The sequence below is a fragment of the Robertkochia aurantiaca genome, assembly GCF_020166495.1.
Lineage (GTDB): Bacteria > Bacteroidota > Bacteroidia > Flavobacteriales > Flavobacteriaceae > Robertkochia > Robertkochia aurantiaca.
Genome location: NZ_JAINZS010000005.1, coordinates 477,009 through 492,343 on the forward strand (window position 1 = coordinate 477,009; position 15,335 = coordinate 492,343).

Below are 15,335 nucleotides of genomic sequence, written 5' to 3' on the forward strand. Positions count from 1 at the left end.
TCCCGGGCCGGGCAAAACTCCGGGTCTCCCCTTTTTAATGAAACCCCTTCTCTGCTGACATTTAAACTAAAAACTTAGTTTGAACTAATTATTTAGTTATATTAGCATTGATTAAACCACCTTTCTATGACAAAATATCTGAAAAAGCTAAGCCCGTTCGTATTGATTATTTTAATCCTCATCACAATAAGCTGCAGGGAGAATCGGGAACAAAAGAAAAATTCGGAATCCGTAGAAACAGTGAAGGTTGTTAATTTTGATAATAAAAAAGAGCTGGCTGCCTATACCCAAATGAACCTGGACAGCACTCATCCGAACCTGTTGAATCCTCAAATATCCAGATCTGAATATGATACCGTGGTACAATCGTGGAAAGGTCTGCATCACGACCTCGAGCAATACCTATCTCAAAATGATTTCAACTGGGGCGTTAAAGACAGTACGATCACCATTGTACAGAAGATCTACTTTAATCCTGAGGGGAAGATCAATACCTATTTCTTCAGGGTCATAAATAATGAGGTAACCGAAGAGAAAAAAGAAGAATTAGCCCATTTGATCGCTTCCTTCGCACAAAACCATTCGATCGGAATAAAAAGAGAGGAACCTTTTGCGCAGTGCGGCAAGACCCGTTATCTGAATTAGGAAACGAGTCTTATTTTACGCAAAATGCCGTAACATATTATTCACTTTAGCCACTAATGGAAAAAGTGCCGGTGCTCATACCGGGCGGGCGCGCAGTTTCTTTACGAAAGGATATTGTGATTTGTATATACATACCAAAATATAGAATTTAGACATCCTGATTTATAGTTATGTTTTTTCGCCCTTTAGATTTGGTTACTACAGAACAACTCCTGGAATGTTTCAACCTTTCATTCAGGGACTATTCCATTCCCTTGCAGTTATCAAAGGAACAATTGCTTGCTAAAATACAGACTGATATGTATCGCCCCGAGGTTTCTGTAGGCGCATTCGACGGTACGCAACTCGTTGGCTTTATACTACATGGAGCAGATGACGTCAACGGAAAAACGGTCTTGTACAACGGCGGTACCGGGGTTATTCCTGAATACAGAGGTGAAAATCTCAGCTGCCGCATGTATGATTACCTGAAGCCCCAATTGTTAGAGAGAGGGGTTTACAGCATTCGCCTTGAGGTTATTTCAGACAATATCCCGGCGATCAGATCATATGAAAGCTGTGGCTTTAAAACCTCCAGGGCATTGAATTGCTACCGGGGTGAGGTTTCATTGGAACAACTGAATGAAAATATCAGGATTGGTGACCTGATAGATGCTGACTGGGAGTACCTCTACTCGTTTTGGGATACGATACCCACCTGGCAAAATTCATCTGCTGTATTAAAAGACCAATCAGGACAAAAAGTGAGACTGGGAGCATGGTATGGAGATACCCTGGTTGGGTATTTAATCTATGACCCTGAAAGTTGTCGGCTGCAACAGATCGGAGTGAAAAAGGATTTCAGGAGGCAAAAAATTGCTGCTACGCTAGTGGCAAATATTATCAATGATCATCAGCACTCATTAACAGTCATCAATGTCGATACCTCTGCAGACTCTCTGAATGGCTTTTTTCGAAGCATGGAACTTGAAAAAATACTCGAACAAAAGGAGATGATCATCATGATGGGGTAAGACCGGAACTCCCTCCTTCTGTCATATAAGCAAATCTTCGGTTTGGAAATCAGGTATCAGGGTCTTTAAAAACTTTTCAACCTGTGATTCTTAAGAATAATGTATAGATTAGACGACCGAAACCTAAGTCTTGTAAAGGCTTTTGTCGCTGCGATGAATAGAAAAATTAAACTGTTAGTAGCCTAAATAAAAGGAAGCAACCAGGCATATGTCAGCACCTAATCCCATCTTGACCACCATCATTTTTGTGTTTGCCCTGCAGGCTATCTTGTTAAGTGCTTTGCTGCTCTTCAGCAAACCCAGAACACAGGCGAAGATCTTTCTGGCTCTGCTCGTTTTCTTCTTTGCCCTGATGGCCTTTAATATCGCCCTGGTAAATGTGCTGGCCAGTTATGACCTGATGTACGTCTTCAGGTATGTACAATTGGAATTGTTATTCGGCATAGGACCTGCCCTTTATTTCTATACCAAAAGCATTACCGATCCTGAGTTCAGGTTTTCAAGGAAAGACCTTCTTCATTTTATTCCGGTCGTTCTTGAATTCTTTTTCTACCGTACAGCCTTTTACCGCCTGGGAGCATCGGGAATGTACCTGGAATCGTCACATCCCTACACCCCTCTCTACCTGGCCGAACAATGGCTGGGAATTTTCTCCATTACAGTTTATACCCTGCTTTCACTGCGTCTGCTTTTTACCTATCAGCACAGCCTGAGACAGCACTATTCAGAACTGGAAAACCGTTCATTGAACTGGCTGAAAATTCCCGTGATCATCTTTGCTCTCTTCTGGATCGGATGGACCCTGCTCACTGAAATCGACCGGTTTCTGTTCGATCGGACTCTCCGGGAGATCTACTTCCTACCCGCATTTACAGGCCTTGCCGTCGTTACCTGCTGGATCGGTTTTAAGGGATATCTTATGTCCCGCACTCAGAAAACTCCCCTGAGTATGAAAAAGATGATCCCTGAAGAGAAAGCAACCGACCCTGAACTCACACGGCAATTGGAGGTTCTGATGAAAGAACAAAGACCCTATCTCGATCCTGAACTGGATCTGGCAAGGCTCTCGGAAATGCTGAAATGCAATCAAAAACAGGTGTCTCATACCATCAACCAAAGTTTCCACAAGAACTTTTATGAATTTGTGAACGGCTACCGGGTAGAGGCATTTAAAGAAAGAATGCTGGAAACCGACAGTGACCGCCTGACATTTTTAGGACATGCTTATGAATGTGGATTCAAGTCGAAATCCACTTTTAACCATGTCTTTAAAAAAATGACCGGTCAAACCCCCACTCAGTATGTCAATCAACTGGAAAAGGAGTCCGAATAGAAGCATTCGGTCGCTCATACCGCTTTCGAATACTACATTTGCCGGCGAAATCATTAAAGATTATTATGTGGTTACATTTTCAAAGAGCCTTTGGTGACATACTGAAATTCGGCCTTCTGATAAGTCTGTTTTATGTGTCTGAAGTTTCGGCTCAGACGTCGTTTTCAAAAGCAGAGATTCTTGAAGACATGGCTTTCCTGAGATCTTCTCTGACAGATGCGCATTACAACTTATATGCCTATACCTCAAAAGAAGATTTCAATAACAACTATGAACGACTGAAAGCAACTGTGGTAAAAGACAGTTTTGACCTGCTCGAAGCCACTTCTTTATTCCAACATATTATCTCAAAGGTCAATAACGGCCACACCGAAATCGGTTTCCCCGGAACTTCTTACATAGCCTATGTCAGGAACGGAGGTACTGTTTTTCCTTTAGAGATTGCCTTCGAAAAGGGCACCCCGCTTATCAGGAAAAACTGGTCTGCCAATGACAGCATCACTCCGGGTGATGAGATCGTAAGTATCAATGGTATGACTATGAATGAGGTCGTATCACGCATTTATCCACTGGTCTCTGCCGAACGCCCCTATTTTAAAAATGCCAAGATCGAAGCCTTCTCCTTTCCAAGGTATTACTGGCAGGTTTTTGGCCGGGTAGACAACTTTGATGTGGCGATTCGACAAGGTGAGCGTATCGAAAGATTTCAAATCGAAGCGATCGATGCGTTAGAAGGTTACGAAATGAAGCGGGAAGAAGTTTTGAACGCAAAAATGACTCTGCGGTTTTTCGAAGATACTGCTTACCTGAATCCCGGGAACTTTTCAGGAGACGAGCAAAAATACCAGGCATTTATCGACTCCTCATTTGCGGTGATCAGAGAAAGAAAAAGCAAGGATCTCATAATCGATTTCAGGAATAACCAGGGTGGAGATGATTCATTCAGCAACTATCTGATCTCCTATTTTGCTGACCGGCCTTTTACATGGAATTCACGTTTCACCCTTAAGACGAGTCAGTTTCTGAAAGATCATGTCATAAAGGAAAAAGACACCACCGATGCCTACTGGAAGGAGGCATTAAATCGGAAGAACGGAGAGATCTATGAGTATGCCTTCGAACCTTATCAACCACAGCCTGAGCATAAAAGATTCAAAGGAAGGGTCTATGTTTTGGTCAACCGTCAGTCGCATTCCCAGTCGGCTGTCGCCGCTGCCCAGATCCAGGATTATGGTTTTGCCACCATTGCAGGGGAAGAAACCGGGGATTTTCCTTCCTTGTATGCCTCCATTTATCACTACTCCCTGCCCAATACGGGAATCCGGGTCAGTGTTTCCAAAGGTTACATAATCAGAGTCAACGGAAGCACTGCAGAAGAAGGGGTAATACCTGAAATTTACATCAAGGACTTTTTACTCGATGAAGAAGACGAAATTTTATCAGAGTTATTAAAAATGATTGATCCTGCAGAACAGTAGCACCTTGGTGCATTGGTAAAATACGCTATCCACAAATCGGATACGTGATCATATATGCGTCTTGTTTATTGAATAATTTTCTTGCGTTAAGTAAATTTTTCTGATATTAGGAATGATAAGCGATCTGCATATTCAGCAACGTTTATTATAAATAACTAAAAAATGAAAATACCTTTCATCCTGATCGTTTTGCTTAACATTTCGAATCCTGCTGAAGAAAATTATTCTCCAGAGAAAAAATTCGAATTTGAAATCACCAATATCCAGAACAAAGGAGGGCAGGTTAACATCGCTGTTTATGACAGCGAATCAGGCTGGATGGATACACCCTTTAAAACAAAGACATTAAAAACGGATAAAGATGCTGAGACGGTTTCCTTCGAAGTGCCTTATGGGACCTATGCCATCTCTGTCTACCAGGATGTAAATGGCAATGGTGAACTTGACACCAATTTCATGGGAATACCGAAAGAACCGATAGCCTTTGGAAATAACTTCAAACCCTTCGGAAAACCAAAATTTAAAGATGCCGCTATAAATTTCAACAGCCAATATCAGGTCCAATCCTTGAAGTTATATAACATACTTTGAGCGTATAATTACTGATTAATTCTTAAAACGGAGGTGCATCAGGTCCTTTGACAGGATCGAAAATGCAGGTTTACTTTTTCCTGAAAAACTTCATCCCCAGTAACATTTCACAAGCATAGTCGTCTCACTTAAAGAGACTTAAATTATAACACTTCAACCTATACTGTTTCCTGCTTCAGCATAGGTGATGCTTGGTAACAACTGAATAACTCTCCGGTATGAAACGACTTTTTAAAATCATCAAATATATCTTCATTTCATTTATTGTTCTGATCCTGGTCGTGATAATTCCTGTCGGCCTAACCAAACTATTTGAAAAGATTCGGGCTCCCTTCCTGAGTGAACAACAGAAAAAGCTGGAAGATTTGGATAGGCTCGAATATGTTTTTAGAAATGAGTTTCCTCAGCATACCTACAGATCAGGGAGTGAAGAATTTGAAAAACATCTGGAAAAGTTAAAATCAGATCTTCAAAAAAACCCTTCTCTATCTGATCAGGATTTCAATCTGACCGTGCTCAAACTGGTTGCTTCATTCAAGGATCCTCATACGGCAATTGCTAATAAAAGTGATTTTTTGAGGGAGCGCTTTCCGGTATCGATTACCTGGAACGACGGGAACTTTTACCTCACAGGTGGACTGGTGAAACCTAAATGGCTTGGAGCTGAGATAATCGATTTTGAAGGTATTCCCGGCATTGAAGTATTTAACCGTTTACGTAAGTATACCAATGCACCAAACCAGGCAGGGGAAGCCTATTTTATGAAGTCAATCATAAATTCAGCAGATATTCTCTTTGCTGAAGACGTTATAAAAAAGGGCAACGAAATTCGCCTTCGGGTAGCTATTAACGGGGATACCACCTCTTTAAATTTCAAATCATATGATATCACTGCAAACCCACCTCCGGGATATCTGCAAATGAAGGATAAATTTCCAAAAACCACCCCTCTTCTCTATGTGCAGGAAACTGATAAGAACTATTGGCATCGCTGGTTCAAAGAAGATAGTACATTTTATATTCGCTATGCACTATGTATCGACCAGGGCGACCTGCAGCCTTTTTGGGACGAGGTTCTCAGAGGTATTGATTCGCTTCGTCCGCTAAGAACTATAATCGATGTTCGGGGAAATCCTGGCGGTGATACCCAAAACCACATTCGTTTTCTGAACAGCCTTCAGAACAACAAGGTATCTAACAATTACGGAAAACTCTTTACATTAATCGATCGCGGAACCGGATCTGCTGCCATAAAATTCGCGGCAGATACAGAACGGCTTACAGAAGCTATTCTGGTAGGGGAAATGACTATGGATAAACCCAACACCACCTCAGACCCAACCTATTTTACCTTGACACACTCTGGGATAAAAATGGTCGTACCCAGCCTGTTTTCTCTCCATACGCATCTTCACGATAAAAGGCCTGCCTTAGAACCACAAATTACCATTAACCAGGATTATATGAATGAAGGGTATTTCAAAGACCGTGTACTTGACTCGATCAATAAAATAACCCTTGCAGCATCTTCTGATCGTTACGCTGATTTACCGGACTCCTTCCGGGGAAAATACAATTTTTCACCCCTGCGTCATTTGAACCTGGTAAAAAAAGACAAAATCTGGTGGTTGACTATAGATGGGCTTCTCTCGACCCCTTTATATCAAAATGACAGCATAATTTACAGCAGAAAATATCAGATCGAATTAATCCCGGAAGACAGCAAAGGCGAAAATATCAAATTAACAATCCATAATTCAGATCTTATTCTCAGAAAATTACCTCCATCAGCAAATAGTCTGGAGCTGGCTTTGCAAAATAATGAATTCAAAAAATCTGAAGACATTATAAACAATCTGATCCTTCAGGAAGAACTTTCCTACTTCCTCGACAGACCCTTTTTCCAATCCAGAATCTATCAAATACTGAATGAAAAGGGATTTGACCAGGCCCTGGCTTTAAACCAATTCTCAAAGTCCTATTTCCGGGATGATCCGGTTATGAACATCATCGATTATCAACTCTATTCCCAGAACGATCAATCGTTTAGAAAGTACGGCAGCCTGATTCCACTTGCAGGTAATTTACTGAAACGTTATTACAGCGTTATGACCACCGATAAAATCATGAATGATCAATATAATGCCTTCATAGGAAGGTGATGCCTTAATTTTACTTCGCCGCATTAAAATCGTCATAAAAAAACTTTACTATGTAAGTTTCAGAACTTTAAGAAAGCTTTGAGAAATACTCCTCTATTTTTTGCTATTTTAAGGAGAATATCTTCAGGAAATATTGACCAGTAATCTTTCCTGTCATCTGAAGCACTGACTTCAAAGGGATGGAGGCCCTGATCCCGCAAAGAACTTATTTCTGGAAATGAACGCTTTTCCATCTCAAACTGCGGTACCCAAAATGCAATCCCCAATAACTCATTTATAATCTTCTGGTGATGATAAATGTACGATTGTGATGATCTGGTACTGTTTTTCAAAAATGTATAATCAAAAAAAAATTAAAATTATGTCTAGTCCGGAACACAAACAAAAAGTGTGGAACTTAATAAAAGATATCAAAACGGGAATGCTCGTCACTCAGGAAAATAACGAGAGTGACCGCTTACGGGCACGCCCCATGTCACTGGTACAGGATGCCTATGACGGCACCTTGTATTTTTATACTTCTAAGAAAGACGCCAAAGTCTATGAGATCAAAAATGACAGGGATGTATGCATCACCTTCTCCGACCCCGATGAACAGGTGTATGTTTCACTGACCGGCAAAGCCCGGCTGAGTCATGATCAGGAACTGATCGACCGATATTGGAATTCATGGGTGAGCGCGTGGTTTGAAGAAGGCAAGGAAGATCCCGAGGTAGCCATGCTTGTGGTAAAAATAAACAAAGGGGAGCACTGGAATGCCGATGAGAACAAACTAATACAACTATTTGAAATAGCAAAGGCGAACCTGAAAGATGAAGCGGTCCCTGACATCGGAGAAAATGAAAAATTTGGTAATTAATGTTATCCACCCGGCCACGGCCGGGTTTTCTTTTTTAACAACTATCCGATCTGTAAACCAAAACCTCAACTTTAAAAAGCAGATTCCTTTAGACTCTGAAGACGTAAGAGCGTGACAAATAATGCTTAGGAATCACGGTTTATCCAGCCGTCCCCGGGTCACACTAACTCCGTACGAATGGTGAAATGGTCTGCCGCCCATTTTATATTCTGAAATCCACCAGTAAAGATATTTCCCTCAATGATACGATGATCCATTATTTTAACAATTACCGAAACATGCTTACATTTAAAATGAATCGCCTGGTTACCCGTATTTATTTAGGGATGATCACTATTCAACTCAAAAATGACCTTGCATTTTGAATACTGAAAATTTAAAGCGTACCGTCGGATTCAGTGCTGCCACTGCTATCGGCCTGGGTGCCATGCTGGGGGCAGGAATATTTGTTTTTCCCGGTCTGGCTGGAGGAAAGGCGGGTTTTGCGGCAATCATTTCTTTTCTTATCGGAGGCGCTATTGCTTTGGCAGCAGCGATCTGTACGGCCGAATTATCAACGGCCATGCCGCAAAGCGGCGGGGGTTATTTTTTTATTTCCAGATCTTTCGGAAGGTTTTGGGGCACCCTGACCGGAATTGGTCAATGGGTAGGCCTGATCTTCGCATGCGCTTTTTACCTGGTTAGTTTTGGAGAGTATGCAGTTACCCTGTTCGAAGAACTGGGGATCAACGGCCTTGGTTTTAAAAAACTATGGGCTTTTTGTTTCACCCTGCTTCTGCTCTTGCTGAATATACTCGGAACAAAAAAAGTGGGCCGGATTCAAAACATCATGATCATCTCACTTACCGCCATATTGGTGACCATGCTCTCGTACGGTATCGTAGATCTGTTCCTGATCAATGAGCGAACTGCCGCTTTTGATAATATCCTCCCGGATTCCAAACTCACTATCTTCACTACTACTGCCCTCATATTCACCTCATATCTTGGCTTTGTTCAGATCGCCAACATAAGTGCTGAGATCAGGCAGCCGGCAAAAAATCTTCCCAGGTCACTTATAGGTAGTGTTCTTATAGCCACCGCTCTTTATGCCTTCGTTATGACCGTATGTACGTTCACTTTTACCCGGGAAGAACTTAAAAATTTCGGGGAGACGGCAACCATTGAGGTAGCACGTGAGATCCTGGGAAACTGGGGGGCCGTGGTGATTCTTATCGGAGGGCTTCTTGCGGCCCTCTCCAGTGCTAATGCCTCTGTGATCAGTGCTTCCAGGGGTGTTTTTGCGTTAAGCAAAGACCGGTTGATCAGCAAAAAGGCAAGTAAGATCAATAAACGCTTCGGGACTCCTCACATTTCACTCCTGCTGGTTTGTTTACCGGTGGCGGTTATGCTCATGAGAAGCGATCTCGCGGTTTTCGCCGAAGTGGCTTCTTTTCTGCATTTAATGATCTACGGTGCCATATGCCTCTCGGTCCTGAAGTTGCGAAGGGAGAACCCTACCTGGTACGTACCCGCTTTCAAAGTTCCGGGATCTGAGTTCATAGCCGGATTTGGGGCGGTAAGCTGCTTCTCACTTGTTTTTTTCATGCAAAAGACCTCTATTCTCATCAGCCTCGGTATCCTGGTTCTGGCATCCATATATTATCTCGTTTATGTGAGAAAAATAAATTTGGAACTGCATACCCCTGTCCCCCCTCATATCGACCCCGGTCTGTTCAGTCCGAATATACTTGTCCCGATAGATATCACCGCCGAAAAGAAAGACCTCCCCTACCCTGTTTTAAAAGCTATGCCCGAATCCAGGCTCCTGCTGCTGGGTTTTAAAGAAACTCCTGAGCAAAGTGAGTCAGAACAATCAGAGGAAGAATATGGTGAAGAAGGAAAAGAAAAGCTGAAAAGTGTCACCAAACACCTGGAAGATGCCGATTATGATTTTGAATCAGAACTGATCTTCAGTAACGATATTAAATCACAGATCGAACAGGTGATCGAAACCGAAGACCCAAACTTCATTTTAACCCTGAAACCGTTGTCAGAACTTCAGCAGATCGTCATCCCCATTTATAACCAAACTCAGATCAACAATCAGTTGAATACCATAGTACATAACCTGCAGGAAAACAAAACCATGACGATCAAAGTTCTGCTTTTCCCTGAGGAAAAAGAAGATGGCGCTTCTAACGAAACCCAGCTTAAAAAAGCCCTGGAGCAGCAGCTAGGACTAATACATGCCCGGGTTGATGATTACGAGATTTTTCATAACGAAAAATCGACGCCGGAAGCGCTGGTACAAAAAATTTCAGACAGAACCGACCTGGTGATATGGCCGGAAGCAGATCCCGGAGAAAGACAGGTATTCTTAAATAACATACTCGAAAAAGAAAGCATTGATACTTCTTCACCTATCATTATGATACTCAAAAAGAAAAGCGATCAAAAGTAGGCGTTGGGAAAAGAGTCTGTGTGAGTAAATTCTGTCTTTTTCGTTTGCCACTACATTTAATGGACTTAAATTTGTTTGCCTGATAAGCCGGGAACTGATAAAACGACTTCTTTAAGCATCAAAAATCTTGAACACGCAACCTACCAAAGCCAAAAAAAGAATTGAACTGTTAGATGTCTATCGCGGATTTGCCATTTTGGGAATTTTCGTGGTCAATATCACCGTGATGAACTCGACTTATCTTAACCAGGACCAATTCCTGCAGGGATTCACCGATGATATCGATATTCTTTCACAAAAGATTCTACAGCTCTTTTTCTATACGAAATTCTTCCCCATATTTTCCCTGCTTTTTGGTCTGGGAATCTCGATGCAGGCCCTGAAACTATATCAGAACGATCAATTATCATTCGCCTTTTTCGGCAGACGCATGTTTTTTCTTTTTCTGATCGGTGCTGCTCACATTCTTTTTCTCTGGTCAGGAGATGTCGTTCATCTTTATGCTATCATCGGCCTGTTTACAAGCCTGCTGATCATGAAATCTGACCGACTCATTTTGTCACTGGCTGTTGTTTTTTTAGTATTTCCATTTTACGATCAGCTCCTGGAAGCTCTGTTTAACCTGACAGGCTTTGCCCCCTACTCCTACCTGGGGGATCATACCGGGGAAACCGTTAACCAGGTGATCAAAAACGGGTCTTATCTCCAGGGGATGCAACTGAGGGTTCAGGAGTATCTTGCAAATACCCCAATGCTGTTCGGATTCCTTGCGCCTGTAGCTGTATCCATGTTCTTACTGGGACTTTACCTTGGGAAAAACCGGATTTATGAATCGCTGGATACCTTTATTGATACTATAAAAAAGCCCGCTATTTCGATTGCTGTCATCACCAATTTGTATCGCATAATATTTCTTTTCATCCTCCCTGACTTTGACATCTACCGTGATGAAACACTTCGACCAGTTTTCATAAAACTGATGGTTTTATCAGATATAGCAATGGGTCTTTTCTACCTGTGGGTGATCGGCTGGCTGTGGCACTATACCAAAGCACAGAAAATTCTAAGGGTATTGCAATACCCGGGACGTATGGCCCTGACCAATTACATCATGCAGAGTGTTGTCGGCTTGATACTTTTTTCTTCAGTAGGGTTCAGCATGTATGAAACTTTAAGTCCTTCTGCAGCCCTGGCAACCGCTGTGACGGTTTTTCTGTTCCAGATCGGGTTCAGTAAATTATGGTTGAGATTCTTTAAATATGGTCCCCTGGAATGGATCTGGAGATGCTTTACTTACAAAAGAATGTTGCCCATTGCAAAAGACAGGCATGCTGCAGAAATAGTGAGTTCGTAAATTGTCTATTCGATTTTAAATCGCAGGCTAAGCTTCATTCCCTGACAATATTCGTTTCAGAAGCATCAGTTGACCGGTATGATACGAATTATGGTTCACCATCAGTGTTATCTCCCGAAATAATGTGTAGTCAGAAGCAAAAGGCAGGGGTTCGAAGAGATCAGGATCTCCCTTCTCTATCATGCGTGTTAATTCATTACGGTCAGCCTGAAATCTCTTAACCGTCGCTTCCCATCTCTCACGATCTCCGTTCACTTCAGGCCAGTAATCATCAGGCCAAACCGGCTCTTTATAATCCGGGTTCCTGATAAACTCCAATATATCGTGCTGGGCAAAACGCATATGCTCCAAAATCTCCCAGGGGGAATAAGGGAGGCCTGCAGATTTTTCATTAATAGTATCCAAAGGGAAATCACGCACCACTTCCTCCAGCGTAATATGAGCGTTCTTACCTGACAAGGCCTCTTTCAGGTGTTGCTTCAGTTTTTCAGTATGCGACGTCTCAATTGTAATAGCCATAATTTCAAATATTTTGATCTGTCTTTAAGTTGGACATATATCTCCTTTTGTAAAGTTACCAATTTCAAAATCAGCATTTTACCTCCCGGCCTCTTCTCCTCCAAAACCTTGTTGCCGAATAGAATGGTTGGAATTTAAAATCAACCTTTTCGATGTAACAAAAATCTGCATATCAAGTCTATGAATAAATAGCTGTTTAAAACACTGCGGCATACTTGAAAAATTATGAAAAAAATACTTCTGACCCTCCTGACCACAGTTTTATCGACCACCTTATTTGCGCAGGTCCGGTTACCCAATACCCTCAGTAAAACCGAAAAGGTCTATGGTCTCTCCAAATTCTGGCAGGAGGTGAACTACAATTTTGTTTATCTCGATAAAGTAGACCGAAAACATTGGGAAAGTGAATATATACGCCTTATCGATGCGGTTCAGGAAACTGAAAATGACTATGAATACTATCGCCTGTTACAAAAGTTCTGTGCCATATTAAAAGATGGACACACCGGAATATATCTGCCTGAAAGCATTGATAGTCTGATCGATTCCAATTCGTTTGGCAACTATCGGCTACGGCTGGAAAACATCGATGGAAAGGCGATCGTTACGGGTATTAACACAAATAAAAAAGAGGAAGTTCCCATTGGATCAGAGATACTTTCGGTTAACGGTATTCCAGTACCGAAATATGCTGAGGAATTTGTGAGGCCCTATATTTCATCTTCCACCGACTACATACTGGAAGACAAGATCTTTTCCCGATTGCTACAGTCACCGCTGGGCACTTCGTTTGAACTGACACTCAAAAGACCCGACAATAGTATATACGATCTGCACCTGACCCGACAGAAATCTGAAGATGATCAGATGCATCCCCCGGTAGCAAAACAAGAATTGCTGGAATTGAAATGGATCGATAGCGAAACAGCTTATTTGGCTTTGAACAGCTTCGGGTATCCGGAAATAGATTCCCTGTTTTTAGAAAAGCTACCTGAACTTAAAAAAGCAAAGAAAATGGTGATCGACCTGCGCAGAAACGGAGGTGGAAACACCGATATCGGAACCTTTATCCTGCAATACCTCACCAACGATGATCAGCTGCAGAGCTCGGTTTCCCAAAGTAGGTTGCATATCCCTGCATACAAAGCCTGGGGAATGTGGGTGAAGCCTGCCGACACCATCTCCGTAAAGGGTGAAGACAGGAATTGGGAAAAACAGGCACTCCTTTCCTATCAGGATCAATACATGCATGAATTCGCTAACGACCCCACCCCTACAGAGCCATTACAAAGCGAACGTCTCGTTATCCCCACCGTTTTACTTATTGGAAACCATACCGCTTCAGCGGCCGAAGATTTTCTGATTGCCGCCGATAACCAGGAACATATGACGCTGATCGGAGAACCTACCTATGGCAGTACCGGACAGCCTATGATCTTTGAATTGCCGGGAGGCGGAGCTGCACGGGTCTGCACCAAGAAAGACACGTATCCCGATGGCCGGGAGTTCGTTGGGGTGGGCATACAACCGGATATATACGTCACAAAAACGGTCGCTGATTTCATGAAAGACCGGGATCCGGAGTTAGAGAAAGCTATCAGCTATCTGAAGGCCATCCCGTTTGCTAAAAGTGATTACTGATAAATCCATAAGCAAGAAAGTTGCTTATGGCAATCCCTTAAAGGCTATGGAAAGCCCTCATAATAAATGACTTATATTTAATTCACTAAAAGCATAATTGATGACTGGTTCAAAAATCAAAAACGCTCTGTACAGATCAATTCTGATGGTGTTTTTTCTTCCGGGTTTAACTTGTTCAGCTCAGGAAAATTCAGGAATTGATTCCTTGTCAAGTAACCACCGGGATTTCAGTCACCTGGAGTACCTGCTTAGTATCAAGAATGAAGTGGGTAAGAAGCACTGGCCCGAATTCGCGGATAAAAATTTTCATCAGCCGATCGTATATTATACCAGAAGCGGAACCTTCGTCTTAAACCCCAATGAGCACATACGGTCAATTACCCAACACAGTGAACTACCTCCCTTTCAGGAAGAAGTGGCACGCATCAGGCTGTCGGCATCCTATACCGATACAACCTCATTTCAATTTGCATCCAGTTACAGTGATGAAGACCGTACCCAATTGCATTATCGTGAAAATGTACTGCTGTTTCAAAGCTTCGATCTTACCCAAAAATTTATCCCTGACATTACCGATATCCAGGATTGGTCTATCATGGTGATTCATGAACTCTTTCATGGCTATCAGCGTGCTATTCCCGAACACAAAGCCTACTACGTAAACCTTGAAATCCCGGGAGGTCCGGATGAGTTTCTCGGTGCTTATCACCGGGATCTGGAATGGTTTAAAGAAAGTGTTCGATTGGAAAATGAGTTGCTGAAAGGGATCTGGAGAGAAAACAGGAATCTCAAAGAAGGATTAAAAAAATATGACTCGATTCGAGCGGCTCGCATCGATAGGATCAAAAAAGAATATGGTATCGACATTCGAAAAATAGAAGATTACGAGATCCTGACAGAAGGGCACGCGCGGTACTTTGAATCTTTATGTAAACGATATCTGTCAGAGCAACAAACAGACACTTCTATTTTAGCTGACACCGATAACGGTCTGATCACCGGAATGTTTCAGGACTATGAAGTCGCGGAAGACAAAAACTTATACAACATCTATAATGATCGATATTACTATCCGCTGGGTTATAATATCGCCATGATCCTGGAAAAACACCTGCCTGAATATGCTGAAACCATATACAGGGAAACACAAAGTTTCGATTCGTACCTCGATTCTTTAAGGCATGATGCCCCCTGAAAAAACCGGGTTACCATTTAAGGGATTTTTTTATCGGTAAAAGCAAACTCTTAAAAGATACCGCCTGAATTGTTTATCTTAACAAACGTTTTGTTATCAAAA

At 42.1% G+C, this 15,335-nt stretch carries 12 protein-coding genes; 11 read left to right on the forward strand and 1 reads right to left on the reverse strand.

Annotated features, from left to right (window positions below):
- The first annotated feature begins 126 nt into the window (after window positions 1-126).
- The 9 genes from K7R10_RS10830 (at window position 127) to K7R10_RS10870 (ending at window position 11,878) form a co-directional block, all read left to right on the forward strand.
- Window positions 127-645 carry a hypothetical protein gene (locus tag K7R10_RS10830; RefSeq protein ID WP_224484728.1) on the forward strand — a complete coding sequence of 173 codons (519 nt, stop codon included), beginning with the start codon at window positions 127-129 and terminating at the stop codon, window positions 643-645.
- A 170-nt stretch (window positions 646-815) separates the two neighbouring features.
- A complete protein-coding gene (locus tag K7R10_RS10835) occupies window positions 816-1,658 on the forward strand; it encodes a GNAT family N-acetyltransferase (RefSeq protein WP_224484729.1) in 843 nt (280 codons plus the stop codon).
- Window positions 1,659-1,866: 208 nt separating this feature from the next.
- Window positions 1,867-2,991 carry an AraC family transcriptional regulator gene (locus K7R10_RS10840; RefSeq protein ID WP_224484730.1) on the forward strand — a complete coding sequence of 375 codons (1,125 nt, stop codon included), beginning with the start codon at window positions 1,867-1,869 and terminating at the stop codon, window positions 2,989-2,991.
- Between the two features lie 65 nt (window positions 2,992-3,056).
- Window positions 3,057-4,469 carry a S41 family peptidase gene (locus K7R10_RS10845; protein ID WP_224484731.1) on the forward strand — a complete coding sequence of 471 codons (1,413 nt, stop codon included), beginning with the start codon at window positions 3,057-3,059 and terminating at the stop codon, window positions 4,467-4,469.
- 162 nt (window positions 4,470-4,631) lie between these two features.
- Window positions 4,632-5,060: a DUF2141 domain-containing protein gene (locus tag K7R10_RS10850; RefSeq protein ID WP_224484732.1), complete on the forward strand. Its 429-nt coding sequence runs from the start codon at window positions 4,632-4,634 to the stop codon at window positions 5,058-5,060.
- 218 nt (window positions 5,061-5,278) lie between these two features.
- Window positions 5,279-7,222, forward strand: coding sequence for a S41 family peptidase (locus tag K7R10_RS10855; RefSeq protein WP_224484733.1), 1,944 nt, complete (start codon window positions 5,279-5,281; stop codon window positions 7,220-7,222).
- 361 nt (window positions 7,223-7,583) lie between these two features.
- Window positions 7,584-8,081, forward strand: a complete 498-nt coding sequence (locus K7R10_RS10860) for a pyridoxamine 5'-phosphate oxidase family protein (RefSeq protein ID WP_224484734.1) — start codon at window positions 7,584-7,586, stop codon at window positions 8,079-8,081.
- Window positions 8,082-8,442: 361 nt separating this feature from the next.
- Entirely contained in the window at window positions 8,443-10,524 is a 2,082-nt protein-coding gene (locus K7R10_RS10865; protein ID WP_224484735.1) for an APC family permease, read from the forward strand.
- A gap of 127 nt (window positions 10,525-10,651) precedes the next feature.
- Window positions 10,652-11,878, forward strand: coding sequence for a DUF418 domain-containing protein (locus tag K7R10_RS10870; protein ID WP_224484736.1), 1,227 nt, complete (start codon window positions 10,652-10,654; stop codon window positions 11,876-11,878).
- 27 nt (window positions 11,879-11,905) lie between these two features.
- Here the strand turns inward: K7R10_RS10870 and K7R10_RS10875 are convergent, their stop codons facing one another.
- Window positions 11,906-12,397, reverse strand: coding sequence for a DinB family protein (locus K7R10_RS10875; RefSeq protein ID WP_224484737.1), 492 nt, complete (start codon window positions 12,395-12,397; stop codon window positions 11,906-11,908).
- A 225-nt stretch (window positions 12,398-12,622) separates the two neighbouring features.
- Between K7R10_RS10875 and K7R10_RS10880 the strand changes: the two genes are divergently transcribed.
- Together K7R10_RS10880 and K7R10_RS10885 are read left to right on the forward strand one after the other, a co-directional pair.
- On the forward strand, window positions 12,623-14,038 hold the full coding sequence (locus K7R10_RS10880; RefSeq protein WP_224484738.1) for a S41 family peptidase: 1,416 nt from the start codon (window positions 12,623-12,625) through the stop codon (window positions 14,036-14,038).
- Between the two features lie 205 nt (window positions 14,039-14,243).
- Window positions 14,244-15,233, forward strand: coding sequence for a hypothetical protein (locus K7R10_RS10885; RefSeq protein WP_224484739.1), 990 nt, complete (start codon window positions 14,244-14,246; stop codon window positions 15,231-15,233).
- Window positions 15,234-15,335: the final 102 nt, after the last annotated feature.

What these genes read in the sequence shown, in the direction of transcription:
- K7R10_RS10830 (WP_224484728.1), top strand. Translation starts at nt 127, where the DNA reads ATGACAAAATATCTGAAAAAGCTAAGCCCGTTCGTATTGATTATTTTA.
- K7R10_RS10835 (WP_224484729.1), top strand. Translation starts at nt 816, where the DNA reads ATGTTTTTTCGCCCTTTAGATTTGGTTACTACAGAACAACTCCTGGAA.
- K7R10_RS10840 (WP_224484730.1), top strand. Translation starts at nt 1,867, where the DNA reads ATGTCAGCACCTAATCCCATCTTGACCACCATCATTTTTGTGTTTGCC.
- K7R10_RS10845 (WP_224484731.1), top strand. Translation starts at nt 3,057, where the DNA reads ATGTGGTTACATTTTCAAAGAGCCTTTGGTGACATACTGAAATTCGGC.
- K7R10_RS10850 (WP_224484732.1), top strand. Translation starts at nt 4,632, where the DNA reads ATGAAAATACCTTTCATCCTGATCGTTTTGCTTAACATTTCGAATCCT.
- K7R10_RS10855 (WP_224484733.1), top strand. Translation starts at nt 5,279, where the DNA reads ATGAAACGACTTTTTAAAATCATCAAATATATCTTCATTTCATTTATT.
- K7R10_RS10860 (WP_224484734.1), top strand. Translation starts at nt 7,584, where the DNA reads ATGTCTAGTCCGGAACACAAACAAAAAGTGTGGAACTTAATAAAAGAT.
- K7R10_RS10875 (WP_224484737.1), bottom strand. Translation starts at nt 12,397, where the DNA reads ATGGCTATTACAATTGAGACGTCGCATACTGAAAAACTGAAGCAACAC.
- K7R10_RS10880 (WP_224484738.1), top strand. Translation starts at nt 12,623, where the DNA reads ATGAAAAAAATACTTCTGACCCTCCTGACCACAGTTTTATCGACCACC.